At 45.3% G+C, this 21,307-nt stretch carries 22 protein-coding genes and 2 other annotated features; all 22 genes read right to left on the reverse strand.

Going from position 1 to position 21,307, the window contains the following annotated elements:
* Positions 1–56: 56 nt before the first annotated feature.
* The 22 genes from rpsG to ispD all read right to left on the reverse strand — a co-directional run bounded on the left by rpsG (position 57) and on the right by ispD (position 21,288).
* A complete protein-coding gene (rpsG, locus tag ACPW7N_RS20310) occupies positions 57–527 on the reverse strand; it encodes a 30S ribosomal protein S7 (protein ID WP_425653034.1) in 471 nt (156 codons plus the stop codon).
* A gap of 53 nt (positions 528–580) precedes the next feature.
* A complete protein-coding gene (gene rpsL / locus ACPW7N_RS20315) occupies positions 581–1,036 on the reverse strand; it encodes a 30S ribosomal protein S12 (RefSeq protein WP_425653035.1) in 456 nt (151 codons plus the stop codon).
* Positions 1,037–1,149: 113 nt separating this feature from the next.
* On the reverse strand, positions 1,150–1,404 hold the full coding sequence (locus tag ACPW7N_RS20320; protein ID WP_425653036.1) for a 50S ribosomal protein L7ae-like protein: 255 nt from the start codon (positions 1,402–1,404) through the stop codon (positions 1,150–1,152).
* A 149-nt stretch (positions 1,405–1,553) separates the two neighbouring features.
* The gene (gene rpoC, locus ACPW7N_RS20325) at positions 1,554–5,186 is read right to left on the reverse strand and encodes a DNA-directed RNA polymerase subunit beta' (protein WP_425653038.1); all 3,633 of its coding nucleotides are present in this window, start codon (positions 5,184–5,186) and stop codon (positions 1,554–1,556) included.
* A 29-nt stretch (positions 5,187–5,215) separates the two neighbouring features.
* The gene (gene rpoB, locus ACPW7N_RS20330) at positions 5,216–8,755 is read right to left on the reverse strand and encodes a DNA-directed RNA polymerase subunit beta (RefSeq protein WP_425653040.1); all 3,540 of its coding nucleotides are present in this window, start codon (positions 8,753–8,755) and stop codon (positions 5,216–5,218) included.
* Between the two features lie 297 nt (positions 8,756–9,052).
* A complete protein-coding gene (locus tag ACPW7N_RS20335; RefSeq protein WP_425653041.1) occupies positions 9,053–9,649 on the reverse strand; it encodes a class I SAM-dependent methyltransferase in 597 nt (198 codons plus the stop codon).
* 92 nt (positions 9,650–9,741) lie between these two features.
* Positions 9,742–10,104: a 50S ribosomal protein L7/L12 gene (rplL, locus tag ACPW7N_RS20340; protein WP_425653043.1), complete on the reverse strand. Its 363-nt coding sequence runs from the start codon at positions 10,102–10,104 to the stop codon at positions 9,742–9,744.
* Positions 10,105–10,133: 29 nt separating this feature from the next.
* Positions 10,134–10,649 (reverse strand): 50S ribosomal protein L10, encoded by a 516-nt coding sequence (rplJ, locus tag ACPW7N_RS20345; protein ID WP_425653044.1) that lies wholly within the window; start codon positions 10,647–10,649, stop codon positions 10,134–10,136.
* 24 nt (positions 10,650–10,673) lie between these two features.
* Positions 10,674–10,835: a sequence feature (ribosomal protein L10 leader region), on the reverse strand.
* Positions 10,836–10,884: 49 nt separating this feature from the next.
* Positions 10,885–11,568, reverse strand: coding sequence for a 50S ribosomal protein L1 (gene rplA, locus ACPW7N_RS20350; RefSeq protein WP_425653046.1), 684 nt, complete (start codon positions 11,566–11,568; stop codon positions 10,885–10,887).
* Positions 11,569–11,660: 92 nt separating this feature from the next.
* A complete protein-coding gene (rplK, locus tag ACPW7N_RS20355) occupies positions 11,661–12,086 on the reverse strand; it encodes a 50S ribosomal protein L11 (RefSeq protein ID WP_007716214.1) in 426 nt (141 codons plus the stop codon).
* Positions 12,087–12,264: 178 nt separating this feature from the next.
* Positions 12,265–12,801, reverse strand: coding sequence for a transcription termination/antitermination protein NusG (gene nusG, locus ACPW7N_RS20360; RefSeq protein WP_425653082.1), 537 nt, complete (start codon positions 12,799–12,801; stop codon positions 12,265–12,267).
* A 45-nt stretch (positions 12,802–12,846) separates the two neighbouring features.
* Positions 12,847–13,062 (reverse strand): preprotein translocase subunit SecE, encoded by a 216-nt coding sequence (secE, locus tag ACPW7N_RS20365; RefSeq protein ID WP_425653047.1) that lies wholly within the window; start codon positions 13,060–13,062, stop codon positions 12,847–12,849.
* 32 nt (positions 13,063–13,094) lie between these two features.
* Positions 13,095–13,247, reverse strand: a complete 153-nt coding sequence (rpmG, locus tag ACPW7N_RS20370) for a 50S ribosomal protein L33 (protein ID WP_425653049.1) — start codon at positions 13,245–13,247, stop codon at positions 13,095–13,097.
* Positions 13,248–13,526: 279 nt separating this feature from the next.
* Positions 13,527–14,186, reverse strand: a complete 660-nt coding sequence (gene sigH / locus ACPW7N_RS20375) for an RNA polymerase sporulation sigma factor SigH (protein ID WP_425653050.1) — start codon at positions 14,184–14,186, stop codon at positions 13,527–13,529.
* 131 nt (positions 14,187–14,317) lie between these two features.
* Entirely contained in the window at positions 14,318–14,842 is a 525-nt protein-coding gene (locus ACPW7N_RS20380) for an NYN domain-containing protein (protein ID WP_425653052.1), read from the reverse strand.
* 1 nt (position 14,843) lies between these two features.
* A complete protein-coding gene (rlmB, locus tag ACPW7N_RS20385) occupies positions 14,844–15,599 on the reverse strand; it encodes a 23S rRNA (guanosine(2251)-2'-O)-methyltransferase RlmB (protein WP_425653053.1) in 756 nt (251 codons plus the stop codon).
* Positions 15,596–16,006, reverse strand: a complete 411-nt coding sequence (locus ACPW7N_RS20390; RefSeq protein WP_425653055.1) for a Mini-ribonuclease 3 — start codon at positions 16,004–16,006, stop codon at positions 15,596–15,598. The genes rlmB and ACPW7N_RS20390 overlap by 4 nt, the downstream gene beginning before the upstream one ends.
* Positions 16,007–16,017: 11 nt before the next feature.
* Positions 16,018–17,427, reverse strand: coding sequence for a cysteine--tRNA ligase (gene cysS, locus ACPW7N_RS20395; RefSeq protein ID WP_425653056.1), 1,410 nt, complete (start codon positions 17,425–17,427; stop codon positions 16,018–16,020).
* A complete protein-coding gene (gene cysE / locus ACPW7N_RS20400; RefSeq protein WP_425653058.1) occupies positions 17,408–18,073 on the reverse strand; it encodes a serine O-acetyltransferase in 666 nt (221 codons plus the stop codon). The genes cysS and cysE overlap by 20 nt, the downstream gene beginning before the upstream one ends.
* Before the next feature lie 87 nt (positions 18,074–18,160).
* Positions 18,161–18,416: a binding site (T-box leader), on the reverse strand.
* A 178-nt stretch (positions 18,417–18,594) separates the two neighbouring features.
* Positions 18,595–20,055 carry a glutamate--tRNA ligase gene (gene gltX / locus ACPW7N_RS20405; RefSeq protein ID WP_425653060.1) on the reverse strand — a complete coding sequence of 487 codons (1,461 nt, stop codon included), beginning with the start codon at positions 20,053–20,055 and terminating at the stop codon, positions 18,595–18,597.
* A gap of 57 nt (positions 20,056–20,112) precedes the next feature.
* Positions 20,113–20,589: a 2-C-methyl-D-erythritol 2,4-cyclodiphosphate synthase gene (ispF, locus tag ACPW7N_RS20410; RefSeq protein WP_425653062.1), complete on the reverse strand. Its 477-nt coding sequence runs from the start codon at positions 20,587–20,589 to the stop codon at positions 20,113–20,115.
* Positions 20,590–21,288 carry a 2-C-methyl-D-erythritol 4-phosphate cytidylyltransferase gene (gene ispD, locus ACPW7N_RS20415; RefSeq protein ID WP_425653064.1) on the reverse strand — a complete coding sequence of 233 codons (699 nt, stop codon included), beginning with the start codon at positions 21,286–21,288 and terminating at the stop codon, positions 20,590–20,592.
* Positions 21,289–21,307 lie beyond the last annotated feature (19 nt).

The following is a 21,307-nucleotide window of genomic DNA, read 5'->3' on the forward strand; positions in this document are numbered from 1 at the left end:
CATACTCATTATATGAGAAAATGCAGGTGTCCAAATCAGGACACCCGCTTTGGATCCTACCAGCGATAATGTGCAAACGCTTTGTTTGCTTCAGCCATTTTGTGAGTATCCTCACGTTTCTTAACAGCTGCACCAGTATTATTCGCTGCATCCATGATTTCATTAGCTAGGCGTTGTTCCATGGTTTTCTCTCCGCGATTGCGCGCGTAGTTTACCAACCAACGGAGTCCAAGAGTCGTACGACGTTCTGGTTTAACTTCGATCGGTACTTGGTAGTTTGCACCACCTACACGACGAGCTTTAACTTCGAGAACTGGCATGATGTTTTTAAGTGCTTCTTCAAACACTTCCATAGCATCACGACCTGTACGTTCTGAGATAATGTTGAAAGAAGAGTAAAGGATGTTTTGAGCAACACCTCTTTTACCATCTAACATCATACGGTTGATGAGACGAGTTACAAGTTTGCTATTATGAATAGGATCAGGTAATACGTCTCGACGAGTAACAGGGCCTTTACGTGGCATATTGTTCCCCTCCTTCTTCTAAAAATGAGTTCTTAGTAAGCCGCTATGCGACATTATTTTTTCTTAGCTGCTGCTTGAACTGGTTTACCGTCTTTACCAAGCTTAGGACGTTTCGTACCATACTTGGAACGAGCTTGCATACGGTTGTTAACACCAGCTGTGTCAAGCGCACCACGAACGATGTGATAACGAACCCCTGGTAAGTCTTTTACACGACCACCACGAACGAGTACCACGCTATGCTCTTGCAAGTTGTGACCAATACCACCGATGTAAGCAGTTACCTCGATACCGTTAGTCAAGCGAACACGAGCATATTTACGAAGTGCGGAGTTCGGTTTCTTAGGTGTCATTGTACCTACACGAGTACATACACCGCGTTTTTGTGGAGAGCTTTGGTTCGTTTGGGATTTCTTGAAGCTATTGTACCCCTTCTGGAGAGCTGGGGACTTAGACTTCACTACTTTGTCCTCACGACCTTTGCGCACTAATTGGTTAATTGTAGGCATTATATTTACCTCCTTCCTCTTACTTATCAAGACCACAGATCCAGGTGAGTCACAAATGGCCAAATAGAAAGTCCTTGTTGAAGTCGTCAACACAACTTACAACAAAAACGTCATTAACTACTTTTTTTGATCGCAGCGATTGCTGCGCCTACTTCAATTCCACAAGCTTTGCCTAGGCGTCGCATGGAATCAACGTAGATGACCGGCACACCCTTCTCTTTACATAGGAGAGCGATTTTATGAGTCAGACGTTTGTCCGCATCTTTGGCGATGTAGACTTCTTCAGCGGAGTTATTTTCCACTGCTTTCTTCGTCTGATTAATCCCTATCGTCAGCTCCTTTGCCCGCTCTACTTTTTCATAAGACATGTTTTCATATCCTCCAAAGCAAAGTATATCAGGCACACTTGAATATAGTATCAGGTTGCATTTTAAAAGTCAACTATATTTGTTAGAAGTTTGGTAGAAAAAATGAGAGGAAATGCCCACCAAACAACAGCAGGCATTTCCTCTTTATATTATTCAGCCATTGTTACTGTTTCACGAGCCTCAGTTTCCTGGCTTTCCAACAGAGCTTGTTGCTGTTCTGCAGTGAGAACTTTGGTATTGCGGTAACGAGACATACCAGTACCAGCCGGTATCAGCTTACCGATAATAACGTTCTCTTTAAGACCTAACAAGCGGTCTACTTTTCCTTTGATCGCTGCATCCGTCAGGACACGAGTTGTTTCCTGGAAGGAAGCTGCGGACAAGAAGGAATCAGTTTCAAGAGACGCTTTGGTAATACCAAGCAATACCGGACGCCCAACAGCCGGATTTCCGCCTTCCAAAAGAACCTTTCCGTTGGCTTGTTCAAATTCATGAACCTCAACAAAGGAACCTGGAAGTAGATCGGTGTCACCACTGTCAGCTACACGCAGTTTGCGGAGCATTTGACGAATCATAACCTCAACGTGCTTGTCGTTGATTTCTACCCCTTGCATACGGTAAACCTTCTGAACCTCTTGCAAGATGTAGTTGGATACGCCACGTTGACCGCGAACCTTGAGCATTTCTTTCGGGTCTACAGAACCCTCAGTGAGCTCATCCCCTGCATTCACTTTTGCGTTAAGCGCAACCTTGATGCGGGAACCGTATGGTACAGCATACACTTTGTTTTCTGCTTCCCCACGAACCTCGATCTCACGACGGTCTTTACCTTCACGAATATCGAGAACCTCACCATCAATTTCGGTAATGATCGCTTGACCTTTTGGATTGCGCGCTTCAAACAACTCTTGGATACGCGGCAAACCTTGTGTAATATCGTCTCCCGCAACCCCACCGGTGTGGAATGTACGCATCGTAAGCTGTGTACCTGGTTCACCGATTGATTGCGCGGCGATGATACCAACTGCTTCACCGATTTCCACTTCTGCACCAGTTGCCAGGTTACGACCGTAGCAACGTTTACATACCCCGTGACTTGTACGGCAAGCAAGTACGTTACGGATATACACGTCCGTGATTCCGATACTCACGATATATTCAGCCATCTCTTCTGTAATTTCTTCATTACGACCAACAAGGATCTCGTTAGTCTCAGGATGACGAAGTGTTTCGAAGCATGTACGACCAGTCAAACGGTCAGACAATTTCTCAATTTCTTCTTTACCATCACGGATTGCGCTAACTCGGATACCTTTATCAGTTCCACAATCCACGTCCCGGACGATAACATCTTGTGCTACGTCTACGAGTCGACGAGTGAGGTAACCAGAGTCCGCTGTACGAAGCGCCGTATCTGCCAAACCTTTACGAGCACCATGCGTGGAAATAAAGTATTCCAATACCGTAAGGCCTTCACGGAAGTTAGATTTGATCGGCAACTCGATGATTCGACCAGACGGATTCGCCATCAGACCACGCATACCAGCAAGCTGAGTGATCTGTGAAACGTTACCACGCGCTCCGGAGTTCGCCATCATAAAGATTGCATTGAACTTATCCATGGACTTCATCAACACTTCAGTTACCTCATCTTTGGCTTTAGACCAGATAGAGATAACTCGGTCGTAACGCTCGTCATCTGTGATCAAACCACGACGGAATTGAGTTTGAACGGTAGCAACTTTCTCATCGGCTGCTGCCAGGATTTCTTTTTTCTTCTCAGGTACAACGATGTCGTGAACCGCAATCGTGATCCCTGCTTTGGTAGAGTAGGTAAAGCCGAGTTCCTTGATCTTGTCGAGAATGACAGATGTTTGGGTAGTTCCAAAACGGCGGAAACACTCAGCGATAATTGTACCCAAAAATCCTTTTTTCACTGCATCGTTTTCAGGAAGGCTCTTCACGAACGCACTTACATCGGCACCCTTGTCAAAGATGAAGTACTTATCTGGTACTTTATTTGCCAAGTTGTCTTTGGATGGTGTGTTGATGAATGGCAATTCTGGAGGGAAGATTTCGTTGAAGATAATCTTACCTGCTGTTGTAACGAGCAAAGCGTTTTCTTGTTCTGGTGTAAAGGATGTTTTATTCAATTGCTTCGTAGGAATCGCAATGCGAGTATGCAAGTGAATATAGCCGTTTTGATAAGCAGCAATCGCATCAGCAGGATCGCGGTAGATTGTTCCTTCCCCTCTCGAACCTTCACGCTCAAGAGTCAGGTAATAGGAACCGAGTACCATGTCCTGAGAAGGAGTTACTACAGGCTTACCATCTTTCGGATTCAAGATGTTTTGTGCAGCAAGCATCAGGATACGAGCTTCTGCTTGAGCTTCTGCTGAGAGCGGTACGTGAACCGCCATTTGGTCTCCGTCGAAGTCAGCATTATAAGCCGTACATACGAGTGGGTGCAAACGAATCGCGCGACCCTCAACGAGTACTGGTTCGAATGCCTGAATACCCAAACGGTGCAAGGTAGGGGCACGGTTCAACAGAACTGGGTGCTCACGGATGACTTCCTCCAAAACATCCCATACTTCCGGTTGTACACGTTCTACTTTGCGTTTTGCGCTCTTGATGTTGTGAGCAAGACCTTTGGCAACAAGCTCTTTCATTACGAAAGGTTTGAAAAGCTCTAGAGCCATCTCTTTTGGCAGACCACATTGATACATCTTGAGGTTCGGACCTACTACGATAACGGAACGACCAGAGTAGTCAACACGTTTACCAAGAAGGTTTTGACGGAAACGGCCTTGTTTTCCTTTGAGCATGTGGCTCAAGGATTTCAGTGGACGGTTACCAGGACCAGTTACAGGGCGACCACGGCGTCCGTTGTCAATTAAGGCGTCTACTGCTTCTTGAAGCATACGTTTTTCATTTTGAACAATGATATCAGGAGCCCCTAATTCAAGGAGGCGTTTCAAACGATTATTGCGGTTAATTACACGACGATACAAGTCATTCAAGTCAGAAGTAGCGAAACGTCCACCATCCAACTGAACCATTGGACGAAGCTCTGGAGGAATAACCGGGAGCACATCGAGAATCATCCAGTCAGGACGGTTGCCGGAGTTGCGGAACGCCTCCAGTACTTCGAGACGCTTGATCGCACGGTTGCGGCGTTGACCTTGTGCCGTTTTTAGCTCTTCTTTTAAACTGTCTACATCCTTATCCAAATCGATTTCAGCGAGCAGACGCTTGATTGCCTCTGCCCCCATCATCGCTTGGAAAGAATAGCCGTACTTCTCACGATAGTTACGGTATTCTTTTTCGGAAAGAAGTTGTTTTTTATCAAGTGGCGTATCGCCAGCATCTGTTACCACGTAGGAAGCGAAGTAGATTACTTCTTCCAAAGAACGTGGAGACATGTCGAGTACAAGACCCATACGGCTAGGAATACCCTTGAAGTACCAGATATGAGATACAGGTGCAGCCAATTCGATGTGGCCCATACGTTCACGACGAACTTTAGCACGGGTTACTTCTACTCCGCATCGATCACAAACTACGCCTTTGTAGCGAACACGTTTGTACTTACCGCAATGACATTCCCAGTCCTTCGTTGGACCGAAGATGCGTTCGCAGAACAAACCGTCTTTCTCTGGTTTGAGTGTACGATAGTTGATTGTCTCTGGCTTTTTGACTTCACCAAAAGACCAAGAGCGAATTTTGTCCGGAGATGCCAGACCAATCTTCATGTATTCAAAATTATTGACGTCTATCACAGGGCGTTACCTCCCTTTGTACCGGAATCTTACTCTTCTTCCACGCCGCCGCCTTCGAGCACGAGATTCAGTTTTTCGCCTGTTCCTTCATCCTCGTCGTCGATTTCTCGCATTTCGATTTCCTGCTCGTCACCAGAGAGGATCTTCACATCCATACCCAAGCTTTGCAATTCCTTAATCAATACCTTGAATGATTCAGGAACACCTGGTTCTGGTACGTTCTCCCCTTTGACAATTGCTTCGTATGTCTTCACACGACCGACCACGTCGTCGGATTTGACAGTCAGAATCTCTTGGAGTGTATATGCAGCACCGTATGCTTCCAGCGCCCAAACCTCCATCTCCCCGAAACGTTGTCCACCGAATTGAGCTTTACCACCCAACGGCTGTTGTGTAACGAGAGAGTATGGACCAGTGGAACGTGCATGAATCTTATCGTCAACCAAGTGAGCCAGTTTCAGCATATAAACGCAACCAACCGTTACACGACGATCAAATGGCTCTCCTGTGCGACCGTCGAACAGGATGGTTTTACCATCACGGTCTAGGCCGGCTTCATCCAGCGTCTTGAATACGTCTTCCTGACGAGCACCGTCAAATACTGGTGTCGCAACATGGATTCCAAGCATTTTCGCAGCCATACCCAAGTGAGTTTCGAGAACCTGACCGATGTTCATACGAGATGGTACGCCCAGTGGGTTCAGTACGATTTCAACTGGAGAACCGTCTGGCAAGAATGGCATGTCTTCTTCCGGCATGATACGGGCAATAACCCCTTTGTTACCGTGGCGTCCCGCCATTTTGTCACCCACAGAGATCTTGCGTTTTTGAGCAATATATACGCGAACGAGTTGGTTTACACCCGGAGGCAATTCATCCCCGTTTTCGCGAGTGAACACTTTTACATCGACGATAATACCGGAACCACCGTGTGGAACACGAAGGGAAGTATCACGTACTTCACGAGCTTTCTCACCAAAGATGGCATGCAAGAGACGCTCTTCGGCAGTCAATTCCGTTACACCTTTAGGAGTAACTTTTCCTACAAGAATATCGCCGTCTTGAATTTCCGCACCGACACGAATAATTCCACGCTCATCCAGGTTCTTCAGAGCATCTTCACCCACGTTTGGAATGTCACGAGTGATTTCTTCAGGACCGAGCTTCGTATCACGTGCTTCAGACTCATATTCTTCGATATGGATAGATGTATACACATCATCTTTAACCAATTTTTCACTCAGCAGGATCGCATCCTCGTAGTTGTAACCTTCCCATGTCATGAAGGCAACAATTACGTTACGTCCAAGAGCCAATTCGCCCTTCTCAGTAGATGGTCCGTCACCGATAATATCGCCTGGTTCAATCCAATCGCCTTTGCTTACAATCGGGCGCTGGTTGATGCAAGTGCCCTGGTTGGAACGGATAAACTTATGAAGTTTATATTTGTCCATATCACCAGCTACTTTGCGACCATCGATTTCCTTGTAACGACGAATCCAGATTTCACGTGCAGTCACACGCTCAACTTGACCCGGCCATTTCGCAACAACAGCAACACCAGAATCTTGCGCTGCTTTATGCTCCATTCCTGTACCAACAAACGGCGCCTGTGGAATCAAGAGCGGAACCGCTTGACGCTGCATGTTTGATCCCATGAGGGCACGGTTGGCGTCGTCATTTTCCAAGAATGGGATGAGCGCTGTCGCAACGGAAACAACTTGTTTTGGAGAAACGTCCATAAAGTCAACTTTGTCGCGTGGGATGTTCAAGATGTCACCTTTACGACGGCAAATTACCATTTCGTTCACGAAGAAGCCTTCATCATCCAATGGTTGATTTGCCTGTGCAACGTTATATACATCTTCTTCATCCGCAGTCAGATAATCGATATCAAGCAGTACTCGACCGGTCTCCGCATCGACACGACGACGAGGAGTTTCGATGAAGCCATAATCGTTAATACGTGCAAAGGAAGACAGAGAGTTAATCAAACCGATGTTTGGACCCTCTGGCGTCTCGATCGGACACATACGACCATAGTGAGAGTGGTGAACGTCGCGCACTTCGAAACCAGCGCGCTCACGAGTCAAACCACCAGGACCGAGTGCAGAAAGACGACGCTTATGCGTAAGCTCTGCCAGCGGATTCGTCTGATCCATGAACTGAGACAACTGGGAGCTACCGAAGAACTCCTTGATTGCTGCAATTACTGGACGAATGTTAATCAAAGCCTGTGGTGTAATTTGGTTTTGATCCTGAATGGACATACGCTCACGAACTACGCGCTCCATACGGGACAAACCAATACGGAATTGGTTTTGCAACAGCTCACCAACAGAACGAAGACGACGATTACCAAGATGGTCAATATCGTCCGTTGTTCCTACACCGTGCAGAAGGTCAATGAAATAGTTAATAGAAGAAACGATATCGGCAGGAGTAATGTGCTTGACATTCTTGTCGATTTGACCGTTACCAATAACTTTAATAACCTTGCCTTCTTCGGTTGGAGAGAAAATGCTGATGGATTGCAAGCGGATTGTGTCCTCTTCCAATACTCCACCATGAGTGCGAACATCAATGTATCCAACACTCTCTTCCAGAGCAGGAAGAATACGATCCAACATGCGGCGATCAATCATTTGACCAGCTTCAGCGATAATTTCACCTGTGCGCGGGTCAACCAATGTTTCAGCCAAACGTTGGTTATACAATCTATTTTTAATATGGAGCTTTTTGTTCATTTTGTAGCGACCTACAGATGCAAGGTCATAGCGCTTTGGATCGAAGAAGCGAGATACGAGCAAGCTCTTCGCATTTTCAACCGTTGGCGGTTCACCTGGACGAAGGCGCTCATAGATTTCAATTAAAGCCTTCTCGGTAGAATCCGTGTTGTCTTTTTCGAGTGAATTCTTGACGAACTCATCTTCTCCCAACAGATTCAGGATATCAACATCTGAACCAAATCCGAGAGCACGAAGCAAGACAGTAACCGGAATTTTACGGGTACGGTCAATACGAACGTAGATAATATCTTTAGCATCTGTTTCCAACTCTAGCCATGCACCACGGTTCGGAATCACGGTTGCAGAAAACGTCTGCTTCCCGTTCTTATCTACTTTCGTGTTATAGTAAACGCTAGGGGAACGAACAAGCTGACTTACAATAACGCGCTCTGCCCCGTTAATAATGAAGGTTCCTGTTTCTGTCATCAGCGGGAAATCCCCCATGAAGACTTCCTGTTCCTTCACTTCGCCAGTCTCTTTGTTAAACAGACGGACTTTAACACGAAGAGGAGCAGCGTATGTAACATCGCGCTCTTTAGATTCGTCTACATCGTACTTGGGTTCACCCAGACTATAGTCGATGAACTCCAAAACAAGGTTTCCAGTAAAGTCTTGAATTGGCGAAATATCTTGGAACATCTCGCGAAGACCCTCGTCTAAAAACCATTGGTAGGATTTTTGCTGAATCTCAATTAGATTTGGTAGACCCAACACTTCGTTAATACGAGAATACGTACGACGCTGGCGGTGTCTGCCGCTTTGAATCAGTTTACCTGCCAACTCATTCACCCCTCATGTTTGTGTTACTACACACAAAGTTTTTCACACAAAAATAAAAATGGGTTATGTCAGTAACCTCATTTTTAAGCAAATAAATCTCTATTCTAAAAGAATTCCCATTTTTTTACACCTGCATTCGTTCCTTTTATGAAAAAGCCTTGGTAATCAGGCACATTCACAAGAAGAAAAAAACGGTTGACAAAACAGGAATTTCTTAAATTAGACAATGAACCCATATTGACATTTTATAATGCTATCACAAGCGAATTTCAACGTCAAGAGAAGAATTAGATTTTTTTACTTAATTGCCCTAAAAATAGAATAACCTTTGCTGCGTTCTACTTCCTCTACTTCACGGTATACTTCTTGTAACTTTTTCAATGCAGAAGGTGCACCTTGTTTTTTCTGAATAACAACCCACATTTCTCCGCCATCTGTCAAAAGCTCGAAGCCTTCCGTAAAAATTCGATGGACTACTTCCTTACCCGCTCGAATGGGAGGGTTCGTTAAAATAACATCAAATTGTCTACCCTTCACCGCTTCATACACATCACTGACGAGAAATTCTACATTTCGGATCTGATTCTTTTCTGCATTTTCTCGCGCAAGGGCTATCGCACGTTCGTTGACATCAATCATCGTAACATGCCCTTGATTCGCTACCTTTGCTGCTGTAAGCCCAATTGGACCATAACCACAACCGACATCAAGCACTTTGGCATCTTGCTTTAATTCCATTGTTTCAATTAATAAAACACTGCCGAAATCAATGCGATCGCGAGAAAATACCCCCGAGTCAGTAACAAATTGAAGTGTGTGATCACGCAGGGTAAATGTAAATTTCTGATAGTCATGGGGAGTTTCAGGACGATTGGTGTAGTAGTGATCAGTCAAGATGAACACACCTTTCATTCGGAAGTTGCTAGAGGATAGAAAGAAACCCCCTGCCATACGGCAAGGGGAATTTCTTCTTATAGAAAGGCGAATTACTTAACTTCAACAGATGCGCCAGCTTCTTCAAGCTTAGCTTTAAGTGCTTCTGCTTCATCTTTAGAAACGCCTTCTTTGAGTGTTTTAGGAGCGTTGTCAACAAGGTCTTTCGCTTCTTTCAAGCCGAGGCCAGTAAGTTCGCGAACAACTTTGATAACGTTGATTTTGGAAGCTCCACCGCTAACGAGGTTAACAGTGAACTCAGTTTGCTCAGCAGCAGCTTCAGCAGCGCCACCAGCCATTACAGCTACAGGAGCAGCAGCAGTAACACCGAATTCCTCTTCGATTGCTTTTACAAGATCGTTCAATTCAAGAACGGACATACCTTTAATGGCTTCTAAGATTTGCTCTTTGCTCATTTTGTAATCCTCCTATTCGAATATAGAGATTAGGCGCCTTGGCCTTCTTTTTGTTCTGCCACAGCTTTAACAGCAAGGGCGAAGTTGCGAACTGGTGCTTGAAGTACGGAAAGAAGCATGGACAACAAGCCTTCGCGAGATGGTAGAGAAGCAAGTGTTTGGATTTCAGCCGCACCTACAACTTTACCTTCGATAACGCCACCTTTGATTTCAAGCTTGTCGTTCTTTTTAGCAAAGTCGGACAAGATTTTCGCAGGAGCGATTAAATCGTCTTTGCAAGTAGCAATTGCGTTTGGTCCAAGAAGATATTGGTCTAATTCAGACAATCCTTCTTGTGCAGTAGCGAGGCGAGCCAAAGAGTTTTTGTAAACTTTGAACTCAACACCTGCTGCGCGCAATTGGCTACGAAGTTCAGTAACTTGAGCTACTGTCAAACCACGATAGTCAGCAACAACTGTTGTTTGACTTTCACGCAATTTAGTTGCGATAGCGCTAATAACTTGAACTTTCTCTTCACGAATTACGGTTGGACGAATTTCTGCCATTGTTACACCTCCCGTGCTTTAAATCCTGGAACTGAAAATGCCCTCGAGACATATATCCTCGAGGGCATTAATAATCCGATTAAGAGTAAAACTCTTACCTTCTATCAATGAGCCTCGGAGGGATTTTAAGTTGATTCTCCTACGAGACTCAACACCTTCTGTCTACGGCAAAGCATATTCAAATTTCATCAACAGGCTATATTATATCAACTTCCTCTTAGGAAGTCAAACGCCATTATTTAACAGCTACGCGTACACCAGGTCCCATCGTAGAGCTGATAGAAACGTTTTTCATGTAAACACCTTTTGCTGCTGCTGGTTTTGCACGGTTAAGTGCTTCAGTCAATGCAGCAAGGTTTTCTACCAATTTGTCAGCATCAAAGGATACTTTACCGATAGGAGCGTGGATGTTACCAGCTTTGTCAACACGATACTCGATTTTACCAGCTTTGATTTCATTCACAGCTTTGGTTACATCGAAAGTAACGGTTCCAGTTTTCGGGTTTGGCATAAGGCCTTTAGGACCGAGTACACGACCCAATTTACCTACTTCACCCATCATGTCAGGTGTAGCTACTACAACGTCAAAGTCGAACCAGCCACCTTGGATTTTAGCGATCATGTCTGCATCGCCTACGAAGTCAGCACCAGCTGCTTCTGCTTCTTTTGCTTTCTCGCCTTTTGCGAAAACGAGAACGCGTTGTACTTTACCAGTACCGTGCGGCAATACAACTGCACCACGGATTTGTTGGTCAGCACGTTTAGGGTCTACACCCAAACGGAATGCTACTTCAACAGTTTCGTCGAATTTAGCTTTTGCAGTTTGTTTAACGAGGTTAACGCCTTCGCTCACTTCGTAAACTTTGTTTTTATCAACAAGCTTTTGAGACTCTTGATACTTTTTACCGTGTTTCGGCATGTTGTGCATCTCCCTTTCAATGTGGTCGTAGCGGTTTAATCCTCCCACAGAACAGGCGTACAAACTCGTGTACACCTGTCAACAACAGACAATTAGTCTTCGATCACGATACCCATAGAACGAGCAGTACCTTCAACCATGCGCATAGCTGCTTCAACAGATGCTGCATTCAGGTCAGGACGCTTCAATTCAGCGATTTCGCGAACTTTATCACGCTTCAAAGTTGCAACTTTAGTCTTGTTCGGTACACCAGAACCAGACTCAATACCAGCAGCTTTCTTCAAAAGAATTGCAGCTGGAGGAGTTTTCGTAATGAAAGTGAAGGAACGATCTTCAAATACAGTAATTTCTACTGGAATGATCATGCCAACTTCGCTTTCAGTACGAGCGTTGAACTCCTTGCAGAAGCCCATGATGTTAACACCAGCTTGACCGAGAGCCGGACCTACTGGAGGTGCAGGATTCGCTTTACCTGCTGGAATTTGTAATTTAATTACGCGGATAACCTTCTTAGCCACGTAAGACACCTCCTTCATCGAATGTGGTTATGCGGGGGTATACCCCCTCCCACCTTTATCAGAAAGTCTATGTAAGACTTCTATCATCTAGTGAGAGTTAAGGGAACCGCACACTGAATGCGGATTCCAGAAACAAAATGAAATTTATCATATCAACTGATATTTTTCAAGTTGAATCCTAATCCAATTTATCAATTTGCGTAAAGTCTAATTCAACTGGCGTTTCACGCCCGAAGATATCGACTAATACGCGTACTTTTTGCTTGTCTGGTTGAATCTCGGTAATTTGTCCGGAACGGCCAGCAAACGGACCTTCTTTTACACGGACCATATCACGCAGAGCAAAATCGACTTTGACTTTTGGTGCTTCGAAGCCCATTTGGCGAAGAATCGTTTCGGCTTCTCCAGGAAGCAAAGCTGTCGGCTTAGAACCGGCTCCTGTGGATCCGACAAAGCCAGTCACTCCAGGGGTATTCCGTACGACATACCATGAATCGTCGGTCATCACCATCTCAACAAGGACATAACCTGGAAATACTTTTTTCGTGACGGTGCGTTTCTTGCCGTCTTTGGTCTCAATTTCTTCTTCCGTTGGAACCAAGACGCGGAAGATTTTATCTTCCATCCCCATCGATTCAACACGTTTTTCCAAATTGGTTTTCACCTTGTTTTCATACCCAGAGTAAGTATGAACTACATACCATGCTTTTTCCATATCCACGAGGACGATAATCCGTCCGTCCCTCCCAGGTTTCGAATATTACTTACCTAAAATCAGATCGATCAACGCAGACAATCCTAAGTCAATCGCATAGAAGTAAATCGCAAGCAGGAAAACCGTAACGAGCACGACAAGTGTATAGCTTGTCAACTCTTTTCGATTCGGCCAACGAACTTTCTTCAGCTCTGACCAGACATCACCAAAGAACTCACCAGTACGGCGAAATCCGGACCCAATTCTCGAAAGGAAACCCATAACGCCACCCCCAGACTTGGTTGCTTCCATCTTTACTTCGTTTCACGATGGACAGTATGCTTCTTGTCACGGGAGCAGTACTTCTTCTTCTCGATGCGCTCAGAATTCGTACGTTTGTTTTTGGTGGAGATATAGTTACGCTCACCGCATTCGGTGCACGCTAATGTAATGTTTACTCGCATCATTGCCACCTCCATCTCATCTCATACCTTAATTTAAAAAAAGAAAAGAACAAACCACACAGAAAAAACCGCTACTTTTTTTCGTGTCGATTCATAAGAAGTAACCATAGAAACGGTTCTATGGCCACCTAAATAATTTAACACACCAACACTTTTGTGTCAACAAAACACCTTGACAAATTATAGATTTATTGTTCCTTCCAAAAAAAAATTCATTTCAGACAGGATTTTGTGAAGAAATAACGAAACTATAAGCTAAAGAAAAAAAGAGATTGCTCTGGTCTACAGATTAATCTCTCTTCCTTCTAGATATTTTTCCAGCTTACGCTTTACACGTTGCAAGGCATTATCGATCGACTTAACGTGACGCTTCAGATCGACTGCAATTTGCTGATAGGAACGACCATCCAGATACAGCATGAGGACTTGGCGCTCGAGATCACTTAATATCTCGCTCATTTTCCCTTCAATATCGTCGAACTCTTCACGATTGATGAACAATTCTTCCGGATCAGTCACCTTGGTTCCACAAATCACATCGAGTAAGGTTCGGTCTGAATCTTCATCATAAATCGGCTTGTCCAACGAAACATAAGAATTCAGCGGAATGTGTTTCTGACGAGTTGCTGTCTTAATCGCTGTAATTATCTGACGAGTAATACATAATTCGGCAAAAGCTTTGAACGACGTAAGCTTGTCCCCTCGAAAATCACGAATGGATTTGTACAGACCGATCATGCCTTCTTGTACAATATCTTCCCGATCAGCACCGATCAAAAAATAAGAACGAGCTTTTGCCCGTACAAAATTCTTATATTTGTTAATCAGGTACTCCAGGGCTTCGGCGTCGTTGTCTCTTACCAAGTCGACTACTTCTTCATCGGACATCAGGTCATATTGTGTATGCTGTTTTATCTGCTGCTCTTTGAGATCAACACTCACCTTCATCCCCCCCGACAACTCACTTTCCATTTTCGAACGGAAAAAACTGTTCCTCAACCCGTTCAGCCCTAATCGGCCAAGATACAACAATTATACATGACCCCATAAAAAAGCGTCAACTGATCTGCCTCTTATTCCCTTCGCCATTTTTCGAATATTTTCGCTATTTCATCGTTCAGAGCAATGCGCGTGGTATAGCGTTTTTCATTTGTTTCTTTTACTTTTTCTACAATTTCCTTCCCTGCACTTTCTATGTCTAACAATAACTCCCGTGCTGATTTACGCAATGCACCCTGTCCAAATATTACCCTTTGTGACGTATAATCGGAGGTTGCCACATAGATTTGTCGATTTTTCTCGTAAAATTCATGGACAAGCTTCTCAATTCTCTCATCAGCGGTTTCCTTTTCTTTGGTAAAGAAAATCTCAATCTGATAGTCGTGCTGCTTTCGCCCTATACCGGGGATTGTATAGGCGTCGAAAACAACCATAACCTTGATTCCTGAGAAGCTTTGGTAGTCCGCAAGCTTGGAAATCAATAAATCACGAGCTTCATCCATGCGATCCTGATCTTTCAGCACACGCAAATCAGGCCAAGCGCCGATGATATTGTAACCGTCAACAATCAACAGCTGTTTAGCCTTCTTTTTTGCCATTTCATTTCACCGTAGACGCCAAGGGGTTTCTCGCACGATACACTTCATACATGAGAAGAGCTGCTGCTACAGAAGCATTCAAAGAGGTAACTTGTCCTACCATCGGCAGGCTGAAGAGGAAATCACAGTTGTCCCGCACCAGACGACTGATTCCCTTTCCTTCACTACCGATAACAAGTGCTAACGGCATAGTGAAATCTCCCTGACGAAAATCCTGCTTGGCAGAGGCGTCTGTCCCCGCAACCCAGACTCCCTGTTTTTTCAAATCTTCTATCGTTCTTACAATATTGGTTACACGAGCAACTGGCACGTATTCGATGGCTCCAGCAGATGCTTTGGCGACTGTAGCAGTCAGGCTTACGGAACGTCTCTTCGGAATAATCACCCCATGCGCCCCAACTGCATCGGCTGTACGCAAAATTGATCCCAAATTATGAGGGTCCTCCAACTCATCAAGAATCAGCAGGAAAGGCACCTGATTCTTTTCACTGGCACGAGCTAAAATATCGTCTACCTCGACATAGTCATAGGCTGCAACCGAAGCAATAACACCCTGATGCGTGTCTGTTCCGGTCAATTGGTCCAGCTTTTTGCGATTGGCTGTCGTCACGATCACGCCCTGATCCTTGGCCAACCCAAGAATTGGGCCCATCTGATTTTTGTTTACGCCTTCTGCGATCCATATTTTATTAATGGTTCTCCCTGAACGGAGAGCTTCGATTACCGGGTTCTTGCCAACAATCCATTCTTCACTCATACTTGCCGTGCTCCTTCCACAATCTCAAATGCCTGCTGCATGATTTGGGCGATCCGTTCCTCTTCCGCCTGCAGATATAAATACCCGATTAACGCTTCCAAAGCGGTCGCATGTCGATAATCAATGATATCTGCGTTTTTGGCGACAGATCCTGATTTGGCATTGCGCCCCCGTTTCACTACTGATTGCTCTTCTTCTGTCAGTGTAGGCAGGATTGCATGAAGAACTTGCGCCTGCGCTTTTGCTGACACATAGCGATTGGCTTCTTTATGCAACTGATTCGGCTTTACCATCCCGCGAGCAATTAGATGATAGCGGACACAATGCGCATAGGTAGCGTCGCCAAGAAACGCCCATACCAGTGGATTTGATTGTTTGGGATCACGCACTTGATCTTCACGTAACATAATCTAACTCCTTATTTTCGACGCCAGCGAATACCTTGCGGCGTATCCTCCAATAGAATGCCTTTATCTGACAGCAAATCCCTGATTTCATCCGCTCTCGCAAAATTGCGTGACTTGCGAGCTTCTGTACGCTCCACAATTAATTGCTCAATCTCTTCATCAAGTAAATCTTTTCCTTCCTCTTCCAAGAAAATACCGAGGACATTGGCAATCTCCGAAAATAATGCGAGGTATGCCTGCAATTGATCTTTCCCAACATTTGCATTGCGCAGGTAGAGATTTGCTTCTTTGGCGATATCGAACAGTACCGTAATGGCATTGGCTGTGTTGAAATCATCATCCATTTCTGCGATAAATCGTTCTCTGAGGCTAATGATTGTCTTCTCCTGTTCACCTGCGATCCCGTTCGGTTCCTCATCGCGAGCAGTGTCCATTCGATGCTTAACATTAGCAAAAGCTGTTTTTATGCGGTCCAATCCGTTTGCGGCCTGTTCAAGCAAGTCATCACTGAAATTGATCGGCCCACGATAATGACCGGTTAGCATGAAAAAGCGAATCAATTGTCCACCGTAATGTGCCGCCAGTTCTTTTAATAACAGGAAGTTTCCTTTGGATTTGGACATTTTTTCATTGTTGATGTTGAGCATGGCATTATGAAGCCAATAGCTCGCAAACGGTTTACCTGTAAAGCACTCGGACTGGGCAATCTCATTTTCATGATGGGGAAACACCAAATCGGTACCCCCTGCATGGATATCGATTGACTCACCAAGAAATTTCAGTGCCATTGCCGAGCACTCGATATGCCAGCCAGGACGCCCCTCACCCCATGGGCTATCCCATGCGATTTCACCATCTTTTGCTGATTTCCAAAGGGCGAAGTCGAGTGGGCTTTCCTTTTTCTCGCTGACTTCAATACGAGCTCCAGCCTTCAGGTCGTCTAGTGGCTGATGGGAAAGCTTGCCGTACTCTTTGAAGCCACCCGTGCGGAAATACACATCCCCTTCGCTTTCATAAGCGTACCCTTTTGCAATCAACCCTTCGACAAATTCGATGATTTCCGGAATCGTCTGCATCACGCGTGGCTGAATATCGGGAGGTATGACATTGATGGAACGCAAATCTGCGTTGTATGCATCCGTGTAGCGATTGGCTACCTCTGGTACCGTCGTTCCTTCTGCATTGGCAACTTTGATCAGTTTATCATCAACGTCCGTAATATTTTGCACAAAAGTAACATCGAATCCGCGATATTGCAAATAGCGTCTAACCGTATCAAAAACAATCGCCGGACGTGCGTTCCCAATGTGAATGTAATTATAGACAGTCGGACCGCAAACATACATTTTTACTTTACCCGGTTCGAGGGGAATGAATGGTTCTTTCTTTCGTGTGAGAGTGTTATATAACTGAATGCTCATTTTGTTTTCGGTCCTCCTTTAATTGTGCTACTTCCTGACGTAATCCTTCGATTTCCTGTTGCATTTGACGGAACATATTTTCAATCGGATCCGGCAGATTACAGTGGTCGAAATCATTGGTTATCCGTTTGCCATCCTGCACCACGATCTTCCCTGGAATACCTACTACCGTTGAATTAGGTGGTACCTCTTGCAGAACGACCGACCCTGCACCAATTTTGCTGTTATCACCGATCTTAAAAGACCCGAGCACTTTGGCACCTGAAGCGATAATTACATTGTCTCCGACAGTTGGGTGCCGCTTTCCTTTTTCTTTACCTGTTCCACCCAAAGTGACTCCTTGGTAAATCGTAACATTGTCTCCGATTTCACAGGTCTCCCCAATAACTACTCCTGCCCCGTGGTCGATGAATAACTTGTTTCCGATGGTGGCCCCTGGATGGATCTCGATTAATGTGAAGAAACGGGAGGTCTGTGAAACAATCCGGGCAAGTGTATACCATTCTTTCTTCCAAAGCTTGTGGGCAATTCGGTGCCACCAGATGGCATGAAGCCCCGAGTAGGTTACTACAACTTCAAAAACACTGCGCGCTGCAGGATCTCGCTCCATTACAGCTTCTATATCTTGTTTGATAGCTCGCCACATGAGAATGCCCCCCTGTCCATTGAAGCCTTTCCGATTTAAAGTTTGACGCCCCAAGTAAAAAACCGCCTCCATTGCCTATGAACAGGCAACAGAGACGGTGTTATCCGCGGTTCCACTCTGCTTAAGTCTACATCAATTACTTGTTGTACGACTTCGCTTTTGACCCCTGTAACGGTGGGTATCCGATACACCATACTTCACGCGAATGACAACCAACTGATTCGCTTGTTTCTGGTGATAGCTCCCAGGTGCATTTCCACAAGTTCGTGACAGATGACTCCCACCCCATGTCATCCTCTCTAGGGACAATCCCTTGTGTACTTCTCCTGTTCATAGCTTTCTGAATTCTATGGTTAGAGGTTATTCAAAAAGTCCGGGAAACATAGCTGTCGAATTTCTGCGTTACCTTGCCCCTCCGCTGCTCACGTAGACTTACCTACGCTCCGCTGCTCGGTACTACGGCGCCTTGAACTTCGAGGCTCTGTTTGTCCTCCTTTTTGAATTAGATCTATTTGATCTTCTTAGCTATTTACTACACGATCAATACGGTTCAATACTTGTTCACGTCCAATCAAGTAAAGCGATTGACCCAAATCACGGCCGTGAATTTGACCCGTAATCGCAACTCGAACCGGCATGAACAATGCTTTTCCCTTGTGGCCTGTTTCTTTTTGAACAGCTTTCAAGGCTGCATTAATCGTATCGACAGTATATTCTGGTGCTGCTTCAAGGTGATTCTTGAATGCAGTGAGAACAACCGGAACCTGCTCTTCCTTGAGAACGTCCTTCGCTTCTTCATCGTACACCACTTCTTCCAGGAAGAAAAGGGCTGACAACGGCACAATTTGTGCACAGTAGGACATTTGTTCCTGATAGAGACCAACGATTCCACGAACTCGTTCCAACTCTTCAGCAGAAGGGTTTTCTTCAACGAATCCTGCTTTTTGAAGATGTGGTAGACACATATCTACAATCACATCAAGCGGCTTTTGTTTAATGTAGTGGTTGTTCATCCAGTTCATCTTGGTTGAATCAAATACAGCAGGTGATTTATTCACTCGCTCAAGAGAGAAGAGATCAATAATCTTCTCTTTGGAGAAAATCTCTTCTTCTCCACCTGGGGACCACCCTAATAAAACAAGGAAGTTCACAATCGCTTCTGGCAAGAAGCCTAGATCACGGTACTGTTCAATGAATTGAATGATGCTTTCATCACGCTTACTCATTTTCTTGCCATCTTGGTTCAAGATTAAGGCAAGGTGAGCAAATTGCGGCGGCTCCCAGCCAAATGCTTCGTAAATCATCAACTGGCGCGGGGTATTGGAAAGATGCTCTTCACCGCGAACTACGTGCGAGATCTTCATCAGGTAATCATCGATAACAACCGCAAAGTTATACGTCGGAATGCCATCTGGTCGACAGATCACGAAGTCTCCCATTTCTTTGGAATCAAACGTTACTTGTCCACGAATAATGTCGTTAACTACGTAGCTCTTATCATCCGGCACACGGAAATGGATAGCCGGGACTCGACCTTCCGCTTCGTATTCAGCCTTTTGCTCAGCCGATACATTACGGTGTCTCTCGGAGATACGAGGAGTTTCTCCACGAGCGATTTGTTCTTCACGCTCTGCATCCAGTTCTTCTTTGGTTGCGTAACAGTAATACGCTTTTCCTTCTTCTAACAACTGGTCTATGTATTTACGGAAAATATCAAGGCGTTCCATTTGTCGGTATGGCGCATAAGGTCCACCAACATCCTCGCCCTCATCCCATTCAACACCGAGCCATTTGAGGTTTTCCATTTGTTTCTCAGCCGCATTCTCTACGTTGCGAGTTTGGTCTGTATCTTCAATTCGCACGATGAACTTGCCACCGTTGCGTCGTGCATACAAATAATTGAATAATGCCGTACGTGCCCCTCCGATATGCAAGTGCCCAGTCGGACTCGGAGCGTACCGCAAGCGAAACTCATTTGCCATGTTGACACCTTCCTTATCGATCTCTAACAATTCATGTCATCCATGATACACCCAGTATCATCCCTTGACAAGCAAACAAACAGCCTGTGAAGCAATCCCTTCACCACGACCAGTGAAGCCAAGCTTTTCAGTCGTTGTCGCCTTCACATTGATTTGGGATAGATCATCTGCTTCCAATGCCTGGGCAAGTACCTCTCGCATCTGTGGAATGTGCGGTGCCATCTTCGGTGCTTGTGCAATAATTGTTGCATCCACATTGCCCAGCTTGTATCCTTTTTGCTTTACAAGCCCCCATACGTGAACAAGCAATTTCAGACTGTCCGCATCCTTAAATGCCGGATCTGTGTCAGGAAAGTGACGACCAATATCCCCTTCTCCAATCGCGCCCAGAATCGCATCAGTAATGGCATGCAGCAGCACATCTGCATCGGAGTGCCCAAGCAGCCCTTTTTCGTAAGGAATGGTTACTCCGCCAATAATCAACGGTCTGCCTTCCACCAATTGATGCACGTCAAATCCTTGCCCGATCCTCATCTACCGCTCCTGCTCCCTTCTTTTCCGCAAAATCTCTTGTCCAAACCACAAGTCATCTGGAGTCGTAATTTTAATATTCTCGTAGCTACCCTGCAAAATAGATACAGGGGCACCTAGCCATTCTACCAACATGGCATCATCAGTCCCGATCTGTCCGGACTGTAAGGCCTTTTGGTGAGCCTCCCGCAGCAGTGAAACGCGAAAAGCTTGTGGGGTCTGAATAGCCCACAAGCTCTCACGCGCAGGAGTAGATTCGACGATTCCAGCATGATTCACAACTTTTATCGTATCTTTCACAGGTACCGCCAACACAATTGCGTTATCTTGACGGACCCTGGAAATAATCGCGTTGATTTGCTCGGAAGTAATAAATGGGCGTGCCGCATCGTGAACCAGAACAAAGTGAGTAGCATGATCCAACACCTCAAGTCCAGCCCGAACACTGTCCTGTCGTTCGGCCCCACCGAGTGTAACTTTTACTTGCTCTTTGAAAGGGACAGTATCAAGCCATTGACTCACTGCTGCCTGATCCTGTTCACTAACCACCAGAATCACTTCCTGTATCTCCGGGTGAGTAACGAATCGCTCAACCGTATGAGCCAGGATGCTTTTCCCTTCGAGCTCCAGCCACAGCTTGTTTCTCTTGGCTCCCATCCGTTTGCCGGACCCAGCCGCAACGATTACAACCCCAACATCCACACGAATCCTCTCCACATTC

The sequence above is a fragment of the Brevibacillus nigriterrae genome, from assembly GCF_049846925.1.
Lineage (GTDB): Bacteria > Bacillota > Bacilli > Brevibacillales > Brevibacillaceae > Brevibacillus_H.

What these genes read in the sequence shown, in the direction of transcription:
- rplA (WP_425653046.1), bottom strand. Translation starts at nt 11,568, where the DNA reads ATGCCGAAACACGGTAAAAAGTATCAAGAGTCTCAAAAGCTTGTTGAT.
- gltX (WP_425653060.1), bottom strand. Translation starts at nt 20,055, where the DNA reads ATGGCAAATGAGTTTCGCTTGCGGTACGCTCCGAGTCCGACTGGGCAC.
- rpsG (WP_425653034.1), bottom strand. Translation starts at nt 527, where the DNA reads ATGCCACGTAAAGGCCCTGTTACTCGTCGAGACGTATTACCTGATCCT.
- nusG (WP_425653082.1), bottom strand. Translation starts at nt 12,801, where the DNA reads ATGGAAAAAGCATGGTATGTAGTTCATACTTACTCTGGGTATGAAAAC.
- rpmG (WP_425653049.1), bottom strand. Translation starts at nt 13,247, where the DNA reads ATGATGCGAGTAAACATTACATTAGCGTGCACCGAATGCGGTGAGCGT.
- cysE (WP_425653058.1), bottom strand. Translation starts at nt 18,073, where the DNA reads ATGTGGCGAGCTATCAAACAAGATATAGAAGCTGTAATGGAGCGAGAT.
- ispF (WP_425653062.1), bottom strand. Translation starts at nt 20,589, where the DNA reads ATGAGGATCGGGCAAGGATTTGACGTGCATCAATTGGTGGAAGGCAGA.
- rlmB (WP_425653053.1), bottom strand. Translation starts at nt 15,599, where the DNA reads ATGAGTGAAGAATGGATTGTTGGCAAGAACCCGGTAATCGAAGCTCTC.
- ACPW7N_RS20320 (WP_425653036.1), bottom strand. Translation starts at nt 1,404, where the DNA reads ATGTCTTATGAAAAAGTAGAGCGGGCAAAGGAGCTGACGATAGGGATT.
- rplJ (WP_425653044.1), bottom strand. Translation starts at nt 10,649, where the DNA reads ATGGCAGAAATTCGTCCAACCGTAATTCGTGAAGAGAAAGTTCAAGTT.
- ACPW7N_RS20390 (WP_425653055.1), bottom strand. Translation starts at nt 16,006, where the DNA reads ATGTTACGTGAAGATCAAGTGCGTGATCCCAAACAATCAAATCCACTG.
- cysS (WP_425653056.1), bottom strand. Translation starts at nt 17,427, where the DNA reads ATGAGCATTCAGTTATATAACACTCTCACACGAAAGAAAGAACCATTC.
- rpsL (WP_425653035.1), bottom strand. Translation starts at nt 1,036, where the DNA reads ATGCCTACAATTAACCAATTAGTGCGCAAAGGTCGTGAGGACAAAGTA.
- secE (WP_425653047.1), bottom strand. Translation starts at nt 13,062, where the DNA reads ATGGGTTTCCTTTCGAGAATTGGGTCCGGATTTCGCCGTACTGGTGAG.
- ACPW7N_RS20380 (WP_425653052.1), bottom strand. Translation starts at nt 14,842, where the DNA reads ATGGCAAAAAAGAAGGCTAAACAGCTGTTGATTGTTGACGGTTACAAT.
- rplL (WP_425653043.1), bottom strand. Translation starts at nt 10,104, where the DNA reads ATGAGCAAAGAGCAAATCTTAGAAGCCATTAAAGGTATGTCCGTTCTT.